Origin of the sequence: Candidatus Nitrospira allomarina (genome assembly GCF_032050975.1) — a bacterium.
GTDB classification, from domain to species: Bacteria; Nitrospirota; Nitrospiria; order Nitrospirales; family UBA8639; genus Nitrospira_E; species Nitrospira_E allomarina.
The window spans coordinates 526,042-543,114 of sequence record NZ_CP116967.1 but is presented as its reverse complement, the minus strand read 5'-3'; the positions used below and the strand labels follow the sequence as shown (position 1 = coordinate 543,114).

Below are 17,073 nucleotides of genomic sequence, written 5' to 3'. Positions count from 1 at the left end.
TTCAGTGTCCAGTTTAAGTCGAAAACGGCGAACCGGCTTCTGTGGGATGCCATCGGTAAACGGAAATTGCAGGTTTTCTTTTGGTTTGGGGAATAGGAAGAACAGTTTCTTGGGACATGCCGATGGTCATGCCCACGAATTCTCAATGAGATCCTCCCGATTTACCCCATCCATTGAAAGTACAAAGTCTGGCCCGTACACGCTGGCTGGAGTCTGATAACCTGGCTGGTATTCCCCTTTGAGGACGCGTTGCCCAATCTCTAAAGCCGAGACTGCCGTGAAATCGTAGCCGTCCGGAGTGTACAGTCTGCTGCGAATCTGTCTGCGCCACCGGTCCTCGGCCTCAGCCACAATCACACGTTTCGCACCCGCCCGCGCCGAAGAGGAGGGACCCTCAGGCCAAAACCTCGTCTGGAAATCAATTATCCCCTGCCAGGATGCTAGTCGCATCGGTTCGGCAAACCAGGCGCCAATTTTGTAGAGACCGCGTTCCATGAATGGTGCCTCCGCATAAACTTCAATGTTGGGGATACCGGTAGTGTAGTAGGCTGTGTAAACGTCGGCCCAATTCACCGCCGTGCTGACTCGCTGACCCTCTCCGTAATCGAATTTTCGCTCCAAACGGCCAACCGGCACCGAAGTCAGACGCCCTTCACGCCGGATGCTGACTTGCTCACGCACCAGACCAAGCATGGTTCGGAGGGTTCCGCGGGAAAAAAATTTCGGATGTGAGAACCCAAGTCTTAAGTACTGTGCCTCAGGTAGTTTGGACGCGACATGAGCCGCCAGACAGTCTGATGCGAGCAGGACGAAACCTACGCCAGGCATAATCATGATTCCCCGGGAACGGGCCTCGTCATCGAAACGATGCAGGGCCTGGAAAACCCCCAACTCCCCAGTGACATCGAGATAGTGTGTGACTTTGCGCAGGCATGCTTTCAGCATGGGTATGGCGGTCACGTTAAACGGGCCGGCGAGGTGCAGGACGGCATCCACGTCTACCAGGGCTTCATCAAGGTGTTGCGGATCATCAAGCCCAAAAACCCTCCATGGCAATTCCAGTAATTGTGCCAAAGATTTCAGTCGGTCCGTGCTGCGACCGGCAAGGACTACATCGTATCCCAAGTTTTTGGCACGGGCCGCAATGAGCTGACCAGTAAATCCATTGGCACCGTAAATCAGTAAACGACCAGCCATGGCTCAACGAACTGTTCGGACAGGGAGGTCAGCCGGTTCGATTGACCTCGAGGGTTGTGTTCCACGCAAGGCACGGTCTTGCGTGATCGTGGGAAGATATTGATAGGTCTGATGATTTTTTGTGATCATCGAAAAATAAGTACGTGTCCTTCACTAATAGCGGCTTTTTAATGAAATGACATCAGATTCGCTTGTAGGGCCTTGGTGGAAGTTTTGCCTTGGCAGAAATCGGGATTCTGGGCCTGTGGGAAGGGCAAATGGGTGAACATATATCTCCTAATTCTTTAGAAATCTATCTTGAGAACTTTGGGTGGCTCTTGGATCTACTTCAGTTTGCAGGGAAGCCTTCTTGGTCCCTCATCTTCAAGTCCGATGCCCTGTATTACAGCTTTTGCTGGCTTAATATTTCCTGGTCATTTTTTGTTCCTCCTTGACCTCTTATTTCCACCAATAATTTTTTATCTTCCTCCTTCTCGGCACCAACTTGGAGGGGTTGGGGGGGAAGTCCCAAGTCTTGAAGCCCGGTTCGAAGAGCGTTAATAGCCTTACTAAAATTTTCCAGCTTTACGGTTTTTCCCTGAATCTCGACAAAACTTCGAAGTAGAATCCGGGGATCTGTCAGGTCCTCAACTCTTCTGGGTTTCTTCTCAATCTTCTTAGGCTTCCCAATCCTCTCAGCCTCCATGAAATCCCTTTGTAAATCTAGAAAAGCCTTCACTATCATCTTGTCATTCTTCAAAACCGACTTTTCTTTCCTCCCGGCCCCAGCTTGAAGGGGTTTAGGGGGAAGTCCCAAGTCTTGAAGCCCGGTTCGAAGAGCGTTAATAGCCTTACTAAAATTTTCCAGCTTTACGGTTTTTCCCTGAATCTCGACAAAACTTCGAAGTAGAATCCGGGGATCTGTCAGGTCCTCAACTCTTCTGGGTTTCTTCTCAATCTTCTTAGGCTTCCCAATCCTCTCAGCCTCCATGACCCCATCTGGGACCACCTTTGCAATCTTTCCAGTCTGAATTGCCTCGTCACTTTCACCCTCCTTGACCTTGTCTTTGTCACGTTGTGTCCTGTTCCACCTCATAACGTTCTCCTTAATATCCTGGAGGTACACTTCCCTTCAATTGGACATTTCACCTTTTCTTTTGCCGGGCAATGGTAATTCTTTGTTTTTCTGTCAGTCTCATCCTTTTTTGGGACGTTTGCGATGAGCCTTTTTCGTTTTCCGCTGTTTCTCATTCATATAAGGCACAGCTTCTTCAAAGACCACCCATGGCTGGTTATTGAGGCGGTAGCACACTATCTCTCCCAGCGGCTCCTCAACGCTAACGCGCATCCAGAAGGGATCTTTTGCCTGGAATATTTCTACCGCGTTTTCGCCGGTAGAATCTTTACGGCCTCCCTTGAGACCAAGCAATTCAGCAATAGGGCGTCCTGGGTATCTGTGGATGCGGATATTGATAGGATTTTTAATGGGAGTAAGGGTATGAATTTGTGTAATGTTCCGCTTTGAATTCACCAATGCCTGATAACAGAGGTCTTTGACTTCATGAGCATCACGGTGTTGCTTTAGATGCACGAAGTTAATTGTTTGGGGTTTGTTAAGGATTTCCGACGCCACTGGCTGATCCCCTCCTGTATCCGTCGATGGGGCTCTTATGTTTCCATTTGACCGCTCATCCTGGTTGGGACCCTCAATGATTTCGATCAGTGTGCGGTTTTCGGCTCGCTGTGCCAAAAATCGTCCAGGGTAAATCTCCGTGTCGAGCCTGAGCAACTCTCGTTTCGCATCCGGACCAGACGGGTTCAGCCACACGTCGGAGAAGCTGTTAATGTTGGCCATTACTGTCGGCCGTCCATTGATCTCGCGATCGGAAATAACGGCTCGGCCAGTATTACCGAATAGGAAGGGGCGGATAATCCCCCAATTGACCTTTTCGCCGTTTTTATACCAATTGACCGGTACGCAAACGGAAACTTCTTTTTCAACCCAACTCCCGATGTTGGTACTGTCCGAATACATTTTTCCAAGTTCATCACCGTAAATGCTCACCATCAAATAGACGAACGAACCCCAGGGCTCAAATTTCATCTTCCACCCATCGGGAATCAGGCCAAGGGTATCGTTCAAGTAACGATCTAGGAACTCCTTGAGTCTGTTGTCATCATTGGCCTCCAAGCCATAGACCTGCACGGTAACATCAGGAAATTCAAATGGGCCAGCAATAGGCTGAGTAGCACCACCGCGCACGGTGTTGTAGGGAATGGGGGGGTCCTTATCTTTCTTGGCCTTGATGATTTTTGGGGCACTTTTTGTGGTTGGGTCACTTTGAGTTTTGGGCCTCTCCCAAGAAGCAAATATCATTCTGTCGTCGTCAAGGTCCCGTTGTGGGCATTTGATCTTGCCTTTGTTGTCAAGGGTGGGCCGTGAGCAGATGACCTGGCCCCTGCCGTAATACAGGTCGGTGTCCGCCCAGAAGGGGAAGGTTGGTTTAAAGATGGAGACTGAGACTCCAGCCTGTCCCCCTTTCTCTACTCTTAATGCCTGTAATCCTAGCTTATCCACAATTGGTTGGGCGTCATAGTGGTAAATCCGGATTGTGAAGCCCCCAGATGGATCTCCGCGTAACTGATTTTCGTCACCGAGCAACCCCATCCGGTTTACAGAATCCAAGGCAATGTCTGAGCCTACAATTGCCTGATAACACGCGTCGAAAGGTTTCTCCGGGTTGTAGAATTGCTTGAGCGTCATCATCGTAAGTTTAAGTTCTGGGGGTTCAGCCTCCTTTGCAGACTGATCAGTATTTAAATCACGAGGCCCTTGCCGGCACAGATTAGGAAGTATGTGAGAGGCTCGACGTCCGGCCTTGCAAAGCATCCTCAGTAAGGTGCTCGGGTCCCGACCTGCCCGATACCCCCGTATGGGTAGACCAGCAATAATATCCAGGGCATTTCCCATGACATCCATCCATCCAGCGGCAGCCGTCTGTAGGGCTGTGAGAGGGAACCAGGGATTCCACGGGTCCAGCGGAATCTGCGAAAAACTAAGAGGCGGGTCCCGGTGGATCTGCAACAGCTCTCGTTCCTCCTCACGGACACCTGCGAAAAGCTTAGGAAACAGTTTGGTTTTCAGGTTAAGGAGGCGCGTCGGAGACCGTGGGTCTACTGCCCACCGGGGCGCTTCTTCGAGAAATTCGGCCTTGACTTTCGGCCACCCGTACACCTCTCGACCAGTGGTCAGGGAGGTATCGTCGTCCACAAAGATGAACGGGTTGACGCAGGCCCAGTCATGGAAAACCACCCGTCCGCTCCCGTCATCGCGCCACCATTCTAGCGGAATTGAAAAAACGACCTCATTCTGTGAGATCCACCCGATGTTTCGAGCTTCGATCGTACCTGGTTCCAGGCTGCCATAATGAAGGGTAAGCAGATACACATAGGGGAGGGCCGGGCGGAAGTGTGCGATAGCCGGGGGAATGTCATTATTGAGATATTGGTGGACAAAAAATCCCAGCCGAGCCATGTTGGCCTTAATGGGAAATATCCGGACATTCACGTTGCGGAAGATGAAGGGCGGTTGGCTCGGTACTGCGGCGTAGTCTCCCTCGAGTCCAGCCGGGTCTTGATATCCAGGCTTTTTCGTCATGGGACCTCCTTATTCGCCGCCCCCAATGGTAGCGTCGTAGCGAGTTTGTTTTGGTACGGTGGTATTGGATACTTCGTACTGAAATTTTTCCCGACGTCCTCATTTAAGGACTATTTATCGTGGAACTGTCTCTGTTAAGAAATATCTCGTTCCGGGCCTCATGTCCGTTCGAACACCCAGGTCGCCAGGCCCCGGATGAATTGCTTGTCTCGCGAGTCAGGCAAGCCACCATAGATGTGGGTATACTCGTTCAGTGCTGCTCCGGCCAGCCCATGAGCAATCCGGCGTGCGTAGTCCACTGCACCGTATCTGTCCATCAACCGGCGAACCCATGAAACCTGTTCAGGTGAACGTTGATCACGGGATTGCGCCATAATCTCGGCTAGCCTCTTCCGCTCTTTCGCGTTGGCTTTTTGGCAAATATGAATAAGCATGAGCGTCCGTTTGCCTTCCCAGATGTCTCCGTTACGTTCCTTGCCGTACCGGGTGTCGGCAATCAGATTCAACAGGTCGTCCTGGATTTGGAAGGCAGCCCCGAGGAAAAACCCAAAACGGATAAACGGTTCGAGATCTATTCTTCCTCTTGTCCCAATCAGTGCGCCGATCCGACTAGGGTGGATTATGGCAAGCCAACAGGTTTTCTTTAACACCATCGTGAGGTAGTCCCCATCCTTCAGGCTATTACAGTTGTCGTGACACCACCCAAGCTCCATCGCTTGTCCTTCCGCGGACTCCCACGCCACTCGTTCGGTCTCTTTGAAAAGTGTTACGGCAAGCCCGGGCCCAATCCTTTGCACGCTGTCCATCAACGGTCGGAGACTGAGCAGGCTTAGCGTATCCCCTGCGTTAAGGGCCAAAGGAACCCCATGTAATTTATGAAGGGTAGGCCGCCCCCTCCGTTCCTCGCTGCCATCCTCAATATCGTCGTGAATGAGCAATGCATTGTGCAGAAGCTCAATGGCCACAGCAGAGAACAGAGCGTCTTCGAGACGGCTACCAAAGGCTCGAGCCGTGGCCAGACAGAGGCTCGAACGCATCATTTTCCCTCCTCGTTCTGGATAATCGGAGAGAAGGTCATATAGATGCGCCTGGGGATTCCCCGATGGCAGGTACTTTTTTAAGGTTGTCCGGGTCATTTCTCCGTATTCCTCAAGCATTTGGGAAATTAACCGCGGCGTGTGAATTCCGGTCTCAAAAGCAAGAGTTGACATGTATTGACCTCAGTCCAGAATACGAACGCAGAGGGTACCCCTTACCTCGTTTGTTTTTGGATCCAGCACCACCCCCGTATAGAGGGCTGTAGGCTGTTTATCAGGGATTTTCAGTTGAACGATCGGGGTCGCTGATTCCCGGTCCCACCGGAAGGAAACTTCAGTCAGAGGCGGGATCCCCAGGTTAGGTGGTGCATTCAAGGCATGCACATGTGGAACGTTTTGAGAGGGACTAGGCCGTAGGTCTACCGTCACCTGCGTCCTTCTCCTGGACTCGATTTCAACTGCTACCCGCGCACTTGCACCGTTAGCGCTGGAGCCTGGTTCCCTCGTGTTGTTCGAAGATGAAGTCACGCCGTTACTTCGTGCTGCTCCCATTAACCCCAAAAGGAATTCGGGATTTTGCACGAAGGCTTCTATTGCATCGATCCAGAATCCTGCCATGTCCCGGTTCAAACGAAGCATGCTCGAAAGAAGCCAATGAACGTTGCCTTCTTTCGAGTCCTCCTCAGAAGACCCATTATGGATTCCCTCCGCAACTTTCTGGCCCTGAAGGAGGTACTTCTCGATAACCTCATATCCGAGCTTGACACCATTTGTTACTACATCATCTAGGGAGTCAAATGGGTTCTGCTCTTCTGATGGAGGCGGGGCCGAATCCGATGTCCGTTCCTGCCAAGAATTCGATTCCCGGAAGTAGGTTGAGGGGTTACGAATCGGCCTCTGGCGCAATGGATCATTCCGGCGAAGTCGTTTGGGCTTATTCATGGCCAAATCCCCAAAGTAATCCTGGTCGTTTTATCTGAATATCTTCAAGGGTGGTCATAGCCGATAATGTCCTCCAGCGGAGGCGATTGCCCTATTGCATGCGCGGCAAGTCTCCCCGACATGACTGCCGCCTCGACGCAGCCCTCGTTGAAACCGCAGTCAGTCCAGTCCCCGCAAATAGTCAGGTTGTCGTAGGTGTTATCCAGAGGCGAAATGCGGTATTTCAGAGTACCAGGGAGTGCCAGAACATATCGGTCCGTGGGGTTCACATTCGCTTTCCAATACTGGGACGCAAAGCGGTTGTCGGTGGGATTTTTAGACCCCTTGGGTGCTTGCCGTTCATTTGGATCAACTAAGAGATCCCATTTAAACTTCCCTGTAGGGCTGACTGCCTTGGGCCACAGATGGTGTATCTGGTCGTTCAGAAAATTGATAGCATTTCGTTGAACTTCCTGATGTCTCTCCGCTGGATAGGTCTTATTTGAACGGTCTGGTGGCACTGGTGGATCGGATAGAACATTGCAGAAATAGGCAATGGACCGCGGTGGGAAATCCCAGCTTTCCTCAGGTACGCAGTGGGTCATATCCGCCCAGGTATCAAATGGTTTGACGAAGGCGGACACTGTAACCGGAGGCTCGGTCCATCCCAGCTGAGACATGTCTTCTCGCATCCAGATTTGGAAGGCCTGCGTGGCAACAGTCTTGACATTCTTCACCATGTCTCGCCAGCGTTCGTCACGCGAAAGGATCTCTTTACACACATAAGGAATAGCACCCACGCTCACTCCCAGGACAACAAAATCGAAGTCACGACTTACCTTAAGAGTAGTCTTTTCCACTTTGCGTCGATCCCAATGTCCCTCAAAATCCCATCCCTCCCGTTTCATACGTGGGCCGTTAACCAGTTGCCGGTAGTCCGGATTAGAAGGCCAGGACGGAACCCCATTCACCTTTTTTAACGGCTGGTACTCACCTCCTTCCCGGATTTTGGCCTGAACGTCGAATTCCAGACTCTCTACATAGGGACGTTCGTCAGGGGCGAGCTTGTCCTGTTCCACCAGTTTCACATTTTCCAGACGATGAAAGAATTTAAAGGTGGCTCCCCGTTTCTTCAACACCTCGTAAAACGGTGCGAACACGACATCTCCCATCCCGGCCCGCATCCTCCAAAACAGCGAGCCGCGATAAGTAAAAAACATTCGCAACGAGCCGCGGAGCGCTTGGCCCGCTGCCAATCCCGGGCGGTGGGGATCCCCCTCCTCGTAAGCAAGCGCGAGGTCGTATAGACCGCGCACGAACGCTGAATTGAGCGCGCGTTCCGAAGCGCCATTCTCCCGAAGCCACTCTCGGCAGTCATATTCATTAATCGCGTCCAGGCCACGAGGGTCAAACAGTAAGATCGGCCATTTAGGTTTTTTATCCCCTTTAGGTTTCCTAATCTCCTCAGGCTCCCAGGATGTTAAAAAGCCGCGCATGATGGCGAGGGTGAGGTCGATGATCTCCCACTTGCAGCGAAATTCGTCGTCATCGATTACCAGCCTTTCTAACTGATCTCTGAAGTCTCTAAGGAAATCCAGGATCAGCTTGTTGGGGTAGACAGGAAGCGACCTCAGGGCAACTTGCAAAATTGCTAGGCCCTCAATGAGTCCAGCCATTGTTGAAAGGAGCCCGTATTTTACTAACCTCGTCATGCTTTTCCGGATCGCCTCAAAAGACCATTCTTGCGACTCTCCCTCCTCGGTGTGCAAAGCAGAAGCTTCCTTGTCTTCACGTTCTTCCAACGCATCATGTGTCGACTGGGTTTGAACGCCAAGAAGTAAGGTTCGCAATAGATCTACTGTCCGTGTGAGGTAGCTCATCATGGTAAAGGGGTTGTGCGTGGTGAGGGGATCGCCGGGTAACCCATCGCCAGTTGGGAAGAAGGCCGTCCACGTCAGCCAATTACTTTGCCGAGATGGATCCACCATCCCGACATGGGGGTCGGGAAAGAATGCGTCACTCCAGTCAGCAAATCGACAGGTTTGGGGGTCACGAGAAAGTTCCGAATAGCACTCCCGCATCAACCGGAAGGCATTCTCATAAAATCCTTGCCAAATATGGAGTCCATGTTCCTCGATCCGATCAGCTGGCCCACGACCTGAGGCCCCCTTGCCACCAAGCCGCCATCCCATCTGATAGATTGTGACATGGTATTGGTTCCTGTGCTCGGGCCTTGTGAGCTCAAATGCGGCTGCAATTGACGCGCAACCGCCACCAATGATGGCTACCTCGATGGGTTTTTTCTTTGTCATAAGCCTCTTTACACTAAATGTCCAGGATCCGCCAATTCTCTTTTCCTTCGTTGTGTGAATGTGCGGATTATGTCAAATGTTGTTAATTATTTTAAAGATGAGGCTAAAGTCGTTTTGGCGACATGGTTTCTACCTTTGCCGCCAAGTATTTCCTGGCAGGCACAGTCCTCAATGTAGATGGCGCTGCGCTTCCCAGGATTTTGAAGAGCTCTCGCTGTTTCTGGTTCACCTCGGAAGCCCACGCTGCGAACCACTCAAAGTCATTTAGCAAATCACGACCTACCCCTAATTCCCAGCTAAACCATTCGATCCCTCTGGTTAGGGAATCAAAAAATGTGTGTCGGGTTCGGATATCAAATGCTTCCAGCCAGAAGGGTGGAGCATGGAGCAAGGATTTAATGAAGATCTCTGGGGAAAAGCCCTCACGGTTAGGTATCAGACCTGCCATAATGCCGCCAATTGTGTGCGCATAGTTTTTGTCGCGGAGGGCAGTCATTCCCATTACACGGAAGGACTGAATCCAAAGCTTAGCGAGGTACCGATTCCGAATAAGGGAGACCACAAGATCCGAGACCTTGAAATCAGGATCCCAGCGCTCTTTCCAGCGACGCTCATAGTCTGACAGGAGGTTGGCAGTGAAATCCCCTCGATCGAAAGCCAACTTCAAAGTATCGAATCCAAGCTCCGCACTTTCGAGTGCCAGAGGAATCCCCTCTCCGGAAATGGGATCGACAAAGCAGGCCGCTTCTCCGATAAGTAATCCGCGCTCGAAGAAGTTTCGACGAGCGCCGCCGTAGGACTTGATGGGCCAACCTTTGATGGAATCGATCTCCACCACTTTCCCGTTCTTGCTCGCCATGGATTTGATAAAGCTTTCAAATTTGCGAAAAAAATCCTTCAGACTAATGCGGTGTTTGCCCAGCGTTTCCTTGACCATCCCCACACCGACGTTGCTCAGGTCCCCGCTGACTGGAAAGATCCAGCCAAATCCTGGAAAAAAATCTTCGTCGACGAACAGTAGTGCTTGTTCAAAGGAGAGGCCGCGACAATACCCACGTATGGAAGGAAAAACGTAACGCGCATCATTCATCGTGAGGTCAGCAAACCGGGCCACAACAGAATTAGCTCCATCGGCGCCAATAATCACTCGCCCCGCGAAGCGCCTCCTTCGGCCGGCTTTTTGTGCCTCGACGCAAACCATGGTCGGTGTGGTGTGAAAGCCAACGACCTGGCACTCTTCGATAGTAACCGCTCCTGCGTCCTGGGCTCGCCGAAAAAGAATTTCGTCAAGATCGTTTCTGGGAACTGCGTGTGCAAAGGGGGGATACCCAGGCACATGGGGAAGGTTCCCTTCAAACAGCTTACTGCCGTTTAGGTAAACGGAAGCTTGCTTAATGGGCGTATATCCGCGCGAGGCAATTTCTTCGTAACACCCAAGCTTTTTAAGGTGCAAGAGGCCTTTGGGGCTTACGAAATCTCCACACACTTTATCGCGTGGGAAAACCCCTTTTTCCAGCAAAAGGACCGAATAGCCTTCCTCAGCGAGAAGTGTCGCCATTGCACTGCCGGCAGGACCCGCCCCAATGACGATAACGTCCTTTATTCTCATAGCAATTTCTGCCTCTTAACGCTCTTAATTCTTAATGGTTCAAATGAACTTAATCCTATTTGGAGCCATCTATGGTTTTTGGGTGTTGGGAAAAGCTTTAGAATATTTTCAAAATGTTGCCGGACATACCTTAATATTGTTTCCCTCCTGGCCAAAGCAGAGACTTCTGCTGACGAAACCTCCAACACTTTGGTTTCAAATGTGCCTGGAGAGGTTCGGTTGAAGAAGATAGGATCCTCAAAACATATGCCCCTTAAAAAGCTAGTCCTAAACTGATATGTCCGATAAACCAATCCTTAGTCTTGTAGGTGCCGTTGTGGGTGGGGCTAAGTTCGTTTCCACTAATCGTGCGTTTCTCCCACAAAGCAGCCGAAAAACCAAGATCTAACACCATGGCTTTTGGAAGATAGCTGCCCTCGTACCCGCATGGGATGAACCCGAAGAGGTTCCCCCCCTTTGTGCATTTCAATCCCAGGCCAGTTGCTAGAATGTTCCAATTGGCATCAGCAACGGTAGGATCGAAGGTCCGGGAGGGGTTTGGTGCTTGAGATCGTTGGTAGCCTGCCCGCAAGGCAATCTCCCAATTCGGTAGTGAAATGAGATCGAGCCATTTAAATTCAGTTCCGACGCTGAACGTATAGGTGTCATCCCAATCTCTGGGTGATGGTACGAATATTCCGTTGGATAAACTCACATCGAGATCAGTAAAAGTGCTCCAACCAATCCACTCAAAGTCAAATTCGAGTTTCCATTCATGTTGCTGATCCCGAACTGGCCAATACGCAATCCCGGTGCTTAGAACCCATGGAATTGGCACGGTGGTCTTAGCATCTGCGACCTTTGTACCATCTACGAGATACTCCCCCTCCAGATCAAGGTCTGTTCCACTTCGGTAGACTAGGCCGAGATTGAGTCGCGGTTTCCCCAATTCCTCTTTTCCATTTTGGTCAGGAGGTGAATGAGGATTCCGCCAGGGGGTAATGAGGACACTCGCATTAAATCCGACTGAGGTATCGGTTCCATTGAGCTCAGTGGAGGGCATTCCAGGTATGACAGGGCTCTTACTTTTGAGTTCGGTTTGTCCTTCCCCAATCAGGTCCGAGAAGGTATAAATATCCAGTCCAAGCCCGATCGAGAAATAGGACGTAAACCTATAGGCCAGTGTAGGTTTAATATCCAAGAGAGGCAGGGATGCCTCCGTCACAGTAGTCGAAAACGGACCATCATTTGGCCATCGGATTTTCAGGCCAAATGGCGAGTTCACACCGATTCCGAGAGTCAGAGGCTGGAGTGCTGGGATGTCGGTTTCCCCCAGATTCCAAGTCAAATAAAAGTGCGCTGGGGGAGGGAAGGCCACGGTTCCTCCGAGATCACTCTCAGCCTTTATTCCCGTTGGGCTGGTAAATTCAGTGCGCCCGGTAACTAAACTTGCCCCTGCATAGAATTGAATTCCTTTCACATCTACAAGGCCTGCAGGGTTGTAATATAAAGCAGATGGATCATCAGCTTGGGCCACAAAGGCTTCCCCTTGCCCTGCTGCTGCGGTTCCTTGATAGGGAATACGGTAGCCATCACCATACGCGAGGCTATGTATTGCAAGGACCTGGGCACATGTGAGGAAACTGATGTGGGTGGGGATACGTCTCATGTAAAATGGACTTTTTTAAAGTAGCAACCCAGTGTTTCCTGAAATGTGTGTGTTCTAATTCAGTGACCTCCTGCGGTATTCTCGATACCTAAATTTCTTCTGATGAAATCCACTGGTGTCTGGTCGGAGACTCCTCTTTTGTTCCGTTCTCCCTGACCACTGCGGCTATTGAATTATTGGTACAAAATGGTATTTCGCCACCCTATGTTTCGAATATCAGGCAGAGTGCTGGAATTAAAAAGAAAGGTTGCATCAGAAGGTAAGGTCCAAAGCTTTTCAACCCCGATCAACTCACCTGGCTTCAAGGCTAGCTAAAGAATGCAAATATATCAATAGCGATGAATTTAGAAGGGACTACCCATGGTCTTCAGGAACGCAACTTACCTGGGTAATGAAATGAAGTTATTGTCGTGGTCGGAAATCCCGTGGGCGAATTCATTTTGATGTAATTTGCTTATGAAAATTTTCAAAGCATTTTCTTAACCATGGAGTATAATTGGCATAGTTCATGTTTAAGTCTCTTTTCAAATTCTCCATATCCATAAATTTGATTTCATCAACTTCCATGGGATTGGGATAAACTGAACCTTTGTGGTAACCAAGGAAGACATAGTCCAGCTCATGTTCCCCCCAGCCGGAGTCGTATTGCGCCACGTACTCGAATTTAAATAGAAATTCAACGTTACAAGTAAAGCCCAGCTCTTCCTGCAGTCGTCTTCGGGCCGCCAAATCGATGGGTTCATAGGGTCTGGGATGGGAACAGCAGGAATTTGACCAAAATCCTGGCCAGGTTTTCTTCTCACGATTTCTTTTTTGAATCAGTAGGTGCCCCCTGCCATTGAGAATGAAAATGGAAAATGCCCTATGCAGATTCGCGGGATAGAGATGCGCGGCATTTTTCTCCTTCAATCCAATCTCATTATCCTCATTGTCAACCAGCACCACGTATTCCATAAAAACCCTCAGGCGGAGAATGAATGGAAGAAAATAGAATTGTTAGTCATCTGACCACTTTTGCGACATTCCACCATTTATAATTTTTCATCGACCAGGTCTAGGTTTATTCTTGTGTTTCAGAAATCCTCTTGGTATTAACGTCGTCACTTTCCCAACCTCGTGGGCAGCTATTTTATTCTATTTAGGATTCGTGGGGAAGCGGAGTTCATCGGACTTCCTTGGTGCTTTGGGCGATCCCTCCTCCACCGGATTCACTAGCAAATGGCAATGAGAATTTTGGGGTCCATGAACTGTCGATTCCTTGAGGATGGGAACTGATTCAACAGGCATACATTACCACCGTGCTGATATTTTAAAGCGGGTGGCTTATCGCTTGCTTTTGTCCATCAAGAGTTCCTTGGGAAGAAGGAATTCAACATTCTCTTTTACAATGGTTAATTCTTCTACCATTTCAGCCCCATGTTCTTTCAGAAAATTAATGACCTGAGTCACCAACACTTCCGGAGCCGAGGCCCCTGCTGTAATGCCGATGGCTTGAACGCCTTCCAGCCATTCCGTTTGAATATCCTGATAGGAATCAATTAGGTAGGAAGGGATTTCATGCCGCTCGCCCAATTCTTTTAAACGATTGGAATTAGAACTATGGGGAGATCCGATTACCAGAATCACATCAACAAAGTGAGACAACTCTTTGACAGCATTTTGCCGATTTTGGGTGGCATAGCAAATATCTTCTTGGTGCGGGCCTTTAATACCCGGATACCGGCGATGTAATGCCTCCACAATTTCCCGGCAATCATCAACACTCAGCGTTGTTTGCGTGACATAGGATACGTGCAGGGGATTTTCCACTTCCAAAAAGTCGACATCTTTTACCGACGATATTAAATGCAATTTATCAGGCACCTGTCCCAGAGTTCCGACAACCTCAGGATGCCCCGCGTGACCAATCAGGATTAATTCATAATTGTTGGAATAATCCCGGTTCACTTCGTTATGCACTTTACTGACCAAGGGGCATGTGGCATCAATTACCTTCAAATTTCGTCTGGTGGATTCTTCCCAAACCCCTTTTGCCACACCATGTGCGCTGAAAATGACAATGGCGCCATCGGGTACCTCATTTAATTCTCCAACAAAAATAGCACCCTTTTCGCGTAGGGATTCGACCACATGGCGGCTATGCACGATTTCATGACGGACATAGATTGGTGCACCATATGTCTTTAGCGATAAATTGACGATTTTAATAGCTCGATCGACCCCCGCACAAAACCCTCTAGGATTGGCCAGGAAAATTTTCAACCCATTTTCCTTCGATTTTGGTGAGGATGCACTCCCTATTTCGAGCACAAAATAATCAAAAGCACAAATAAGGTCAATCAATGTATTAAGATCACGAATTCCCATACAAGGATTCCTCAAGTCAGCATAAGGAGTTTTTGGCCATAGGGGCAAGCCCGGATTGCCGATCCTTCTGACAAGAAGGACGTTACTGTGCATGACATGTTGGGAAACGTTTGGAGTTTATTCGACTTTTCGAGGGTGATTGTGGATGTTATCTCATCATCAGACAAAAGAGACACAAGAAAAAATCCATTGAAATCATGAGGAAGATTTGGCCACCCTGACGATGGTTTCGGCGATGGTCACCAGTTTGATCAAGCAAGCGTGATTCCTTGGGGAGGCTCAGTGGATAGTAGTTGCCATGCACAAGGGTGTTGTCTTTATTAAAATAATTTTGCATGATGGCTCCATTTGAAATCTAAAAATGGGCTGATGTCGGAATGATTGTGCTTTTTTCGAAGAAGAACGAATCCCTGCTCAATCCAATGGAAGAATAACTCACCAGGAAATTTCCTGTCATGGTGATGTACAAACAAGCGATTAAAAATGTCCCACTCTTTTCCGAATTAACGGATCAGGAACTCAATCTGTTGGCCGCTTCCGGGAGTCGCCAAAAGTTCTCCGACAAAAATGTCATATTCCAGGAAGGCGATTCAGGCGAAGTGTTATTCATTATTTTGTCAGGCAAAGTTAAGGTGCTGTTAACCGGGAAAAACGGACAGGAATTTATCCTCTCGCACTTGGGTCCGGGGAACTTTTTCGGTGAGATGGCCATCCTGGAATCAGCTCCTCGATCTGCATCAGTGGTAACGGTGGAGCCGAGTGAATGTTTTTTATTGGGACGGAAGGCATTGACGGAACTTTTAAAGCACCATCCAGACATTGCTATAAAAATTCTCAAAAACCTTTCCCAACGATTGCGAAAAGTCAGCGAACAAGTTCGCAGTCTCGTGATGTTTGATATGTATGGGCGTGTGGGTCGCTGTCTTCTTGATTTAGCAAAGTTCCAGGATGGGGTGGAGACTCATGGACAATTATTGATTTCCAATCGTCCATCCTTCCAGGAATTAGCCAACATGGTAGGATGCTCCAGGGAAACCTTGAGTCGGACCCTTAAGGCTCTCAAAGAAAACGGAAGTCTTTCAGTTACCCGGAAGACGATTTATATCAATAGATTATGGGAATAAAACCCAACAATTTTGGTTTGGTGCTATTGAAAGATTTTAAGGAAATAGGGCGTTGATGAAGTGCGAAGAGAATCACACCAAGAATGTGATGAATATCACAGACAGGAGGCCTGGAATGGGATAAATTAAAAACAAGAACAGATCCTCGGATTGTCTTTCCATCAGAGAGGTGGGTACCCCTAGGATTCCATGACTTGAAATTGGTCGCTCATCCCTGCATTTTTTGAATATGGCACAACAGGAAGGCAAGGGTATGGATCATTGCTGTCATTCAAGGGATTTTTTGTGAACATTCGGGTATTGGGAGCCCATGGGTCAGATCTACTCTTGAATGGACCGACCAGTCGGCATATTTGTCGGAGCGTGGGATTCTTAGTCAATGAAGAGCTGATGGTAGACGCTGGAACATTAGCTTCAGGACTCACTTTGAAGGAGCAAAAGCGGATCACACATATTCTCCTTTCCCACTTGCATTTAGATCACGTCAAAGGCATTCCCCCGCTTGTCGATAATATGTCGGGGCGGGTGGATCATCAAATCGTGGTGGCAAGTTTACCATCGGTTTTAGTTGGACTGCAGAAGCATGTCTTTAACGATTTAGTATTTCCGAATTTCTTCCATCTTCCAAAATCTCACTATTCCATGTTACGTGGAGAGGAGTTAAAGCCCAAACGGGAATGGCGCTTGCCTGGAAAAATTAGAGTAACCCCCATTCCCGTTAACCATACCGTCGAAACGGCAGGGTTTATTATTCAGGATGACGAGGTGGCCTGGATTTATAGTGGAGATACCTATGTAACGGAAAACCTTTGGCAAGAGGCGGCCCGAATACCAAATTTAAAAGGCGTCTTTATTGAGGTATCCTTTCCCGATTCAATGAAAGATATGGCCTCTCGAAGTAAACATCTCACGCCAACTCTTTTAGCCCACGAATATCGAAAAATCGGGAAACCTGATCTGCCCTTATACGTCTACCATATGAAGCCTACCGTACGAGACCAAATCATTGATGAAATAAGCCGTCTGGACATCCCTCACGTCACGATATTGAAAGAAGGCCAGGAAGTGAAATTCTAGCAATGACCTTTTTCTTTTAACTCTTCTATTCCTCACCTTCATTCCCCAAGCGTCACCGGCCTTTCAGACTATCGCCTTGGCGTGGTGTAGTCCTTTTTTATTCAAACCAACAACCCCTCCGACAATTCCAATATCCGCCTTGGA

Annotated in this window: 12 protein-coding genes; 2 read left to right on the top strand and 10 right to left on the bottom strand. The window is 49.1% G+C overall.

Annotated features, from left to right (window positions below):
- Positions 1 to 126: 126 nt before the first annotated feature.
- From PP769_RS02290 to ispH, 10 genes are all read right to left on the bottom strand, one after another.
- Complete coding sequence (locus tag PP769_RS02290; protein WP_312644685.1) at positions 127 to 1,197, bottom strand: saccharopine dehydrogenase family protein; 1,071 nt, start codon at positions 1,195 to 1,197, stop codon at positions 127 to 129.
- A gap of 382 nt (positions 1,198 to 1,579) precedes the next feature.
- Entirely contained in the window at positions 1,580 to 2,272 is a 693-nt protein-coding gene (locus PP769_RS02285; RefSeq protein ID WP_312644683.1) for a hypothetical protein, read from the bottom strand.
- 99 nt (positions 2,273 to 2,371) lie between these two features.
- Complete coding sequence (locus PP769_RS02280; protein ID WP_312644682.1) at positions 2,372 to 4,834, bottom strand: acetoacetate decarboxylase family protein; 2,463 nt, start codon at positions 4,832 to 4,834, stop codon at positions 2,372 to 2,374.
- A 158-nt stretch (positions 4,835 to 4,992) separates the two neighbouring features.
- Entirely contained in the window at positions 4,993 to 6,045 is a 1,053-nt protein-coding gene (locus PP769_RS02275; protein ID WP_312644679.1) for a polyprenyl synthetase family protein, read from the bottom strand.
- A gap of 9 nt (positions 6,046 to 6,054) precedes the next feature.
- Positions 6,055 to 6,813 (bottom strand): hypothetical protein, encoded by a 759-nt coding sequence (locus tag PP769_RS02270; protein WP_312644677.1) that lies wholly within the window; start codon positions 6,811 to 6,813, stop codon positions 6,055 to 6,057.
- Between the two features lie 44 nt (positions 6,814 to 6,857).
- Complete coding sequence (locus PP769_RS02265; RefSeq protein ID WP_312644675.1) at positions 6,858 to 9,104, bottom strand: FAD-dependent oxidoreductase; 2,247 nt, start codon at positions 9,102 to 9,104, stop codon at positions 6,858 to 6,860.
- Between the two features lie 103 nt (positions 9,105 to 9,207).
- Positions 9,208 to 10,713 (bottom strand): NAD(P)/FAD-dependent oxidoreductase, encoded by a 1,506-nt coding sequence (locus tag PP769_RS02260; RefSeq protein WP_312644673.1) that lies wholly within the window; start codon positions 10,711 to 10,713, stop codon positions 9,208 to 9,210.
- 253 nt (positions 10,714 to 10,966) lie between these two features.
- Entirely contained in the window at positions 10,967 to 12,361 is a 1,395-nt protein-coding gene (locus tag PP769_RS02255; protein WP_312644671.1) for an OmpP1/FadL family transporter, read from the bottom strand.
- Between the two features lie 435 nt (positions 12,362 to 12,796).
- A complete protein-coding gene (gene idi / locus PP769_RS02250) occupies positions 12,797 to 13,315 on the bottom strand; it encodes an isopentenyl-diphosphate Delta-isomerase (RefSeq protein ID WP_312644669.1) in 519 nt (172 codons plus the stop codon).
- Between the two features lie 369 nt (positions 13,316 to 13,684).
- Positions 13,685 to 14,623 carry a 4-hydroxy-3-methylbut-2-enyl diphosphate reductase gene (ispH, locus tag PP769_RS02245; protein ID WP_376753414.1) on the bottom strand — a complete coding sequence of 313 codons (939 nt, stop codon included), beginning with the start codon at positions 14,621 to 14,623 and terminating at the stop codon, positions 13,685 to 13,687.
- A 560-nt stretch (positions 14,624 to 15,183) separates the two neighbouring features.
- Between ispH and PP769_RS02240 the strand changes: the two genes are divergently transcribed.
- On the top strand, positions 15,184 to 15,852 hold the full coding sequence (locus PP769_RS02240; RefSeq protein ID WP_312644665.1) for a Crp/Fnr family transcriptional regulator: 669 nt from the start codon (positions 15,184 to 15,186) through the stop codon (positions 15,850 to 15,852).
- 285 nt (positions 15,853 to 16,137) lie between these two features.
- Positions 16,138 to 16,929 (top strand): MBL fold metallo-hydrolase, encoded by a 792-nt coding sequence (locus tag PP769_RS02235; RefSeq protein ID WP_312644662.1) that lies wholly within the window; start codon positions 16,138 to 16,140, stop codon positions 16,927 to 16,929.
- Positions 16,930 to 17,073 lie beyond the last annotated feature (144 nt).

Excerpts from the sequence above, each read along its gene's own strand:
- PP769_RS02255 (WP_312644671.1), bottom strand. The coding sequence starts at position 12,361 with ATGAGACGTATCCCCACCCACATCAGTTTCCTCACATGTGCCCAGGTC.
- PP769_RS02285 (WP_312644683.1), bottom strand. The coding sequence starts at position 2,272 with ATGAGGTGGAACAGGACACAACGTGACAAAGACAAGGTCAAGGAGGGT.
- PP769_RS02265 (WP_312644675.1), bottom strand. The coding sequence starts at position 9,104 with ATGACAAAGAAAAAACCCATCGAGGTAGCCATCATTGGTGGCGGTTGC.
- PP769_RS02240 (WP_312644665.1), top strand. The coding sequence starts at position 15,184 with ATGGTGATGTACAAACAAGCGATTAAAAATGTCCCACTCTTTTCCGAA.
- PP769_RS02260 (WP_312644673.1), bottom strand. The coding sequence starts at position 10,713 with ATGAGAATAAAGGACGTTATCGTCATTGGGGCGGGTCCTGCCGGCAGT.
- idi (WP_312644669.1), bottom strand. The coding sequence starts at position 13,315 with ATGGAATACGTGGTGCTGGTTGACAATGAGGATAATGAGATTGGATTG.
- PP769_RS02275 (WP_312644679.1), bottom strand. The coding sequence starts at position 6,045 with ATGTCAACTCTTGCTTTTGAGACCGGAATTCACACGCCGCGGTTAATT.
- PP769_RS02290 (WP_312644685.1), bottom strand. The coding sequence starts at position 1,197 with ATGGCTGGTCGTTTACTGATTTACGGTGCCAATGGATTTACTGGTCAG.
- PP769_RS02270 (WP_312644677.1), bottom strand. The coding sequence starts at position 6,813 with ATGAATAAGCCCAAACGACTTCGCCGGAATGATCCATTGCGCCAGAGG.
- PP769_RS02280 (WP_312644682.1), bottom strand. The coding sequence starts at position 4,834 with ATGACGAAAAAGCCTGGATATCAAGACCCGGCTGGACTCGAGGGAGAC.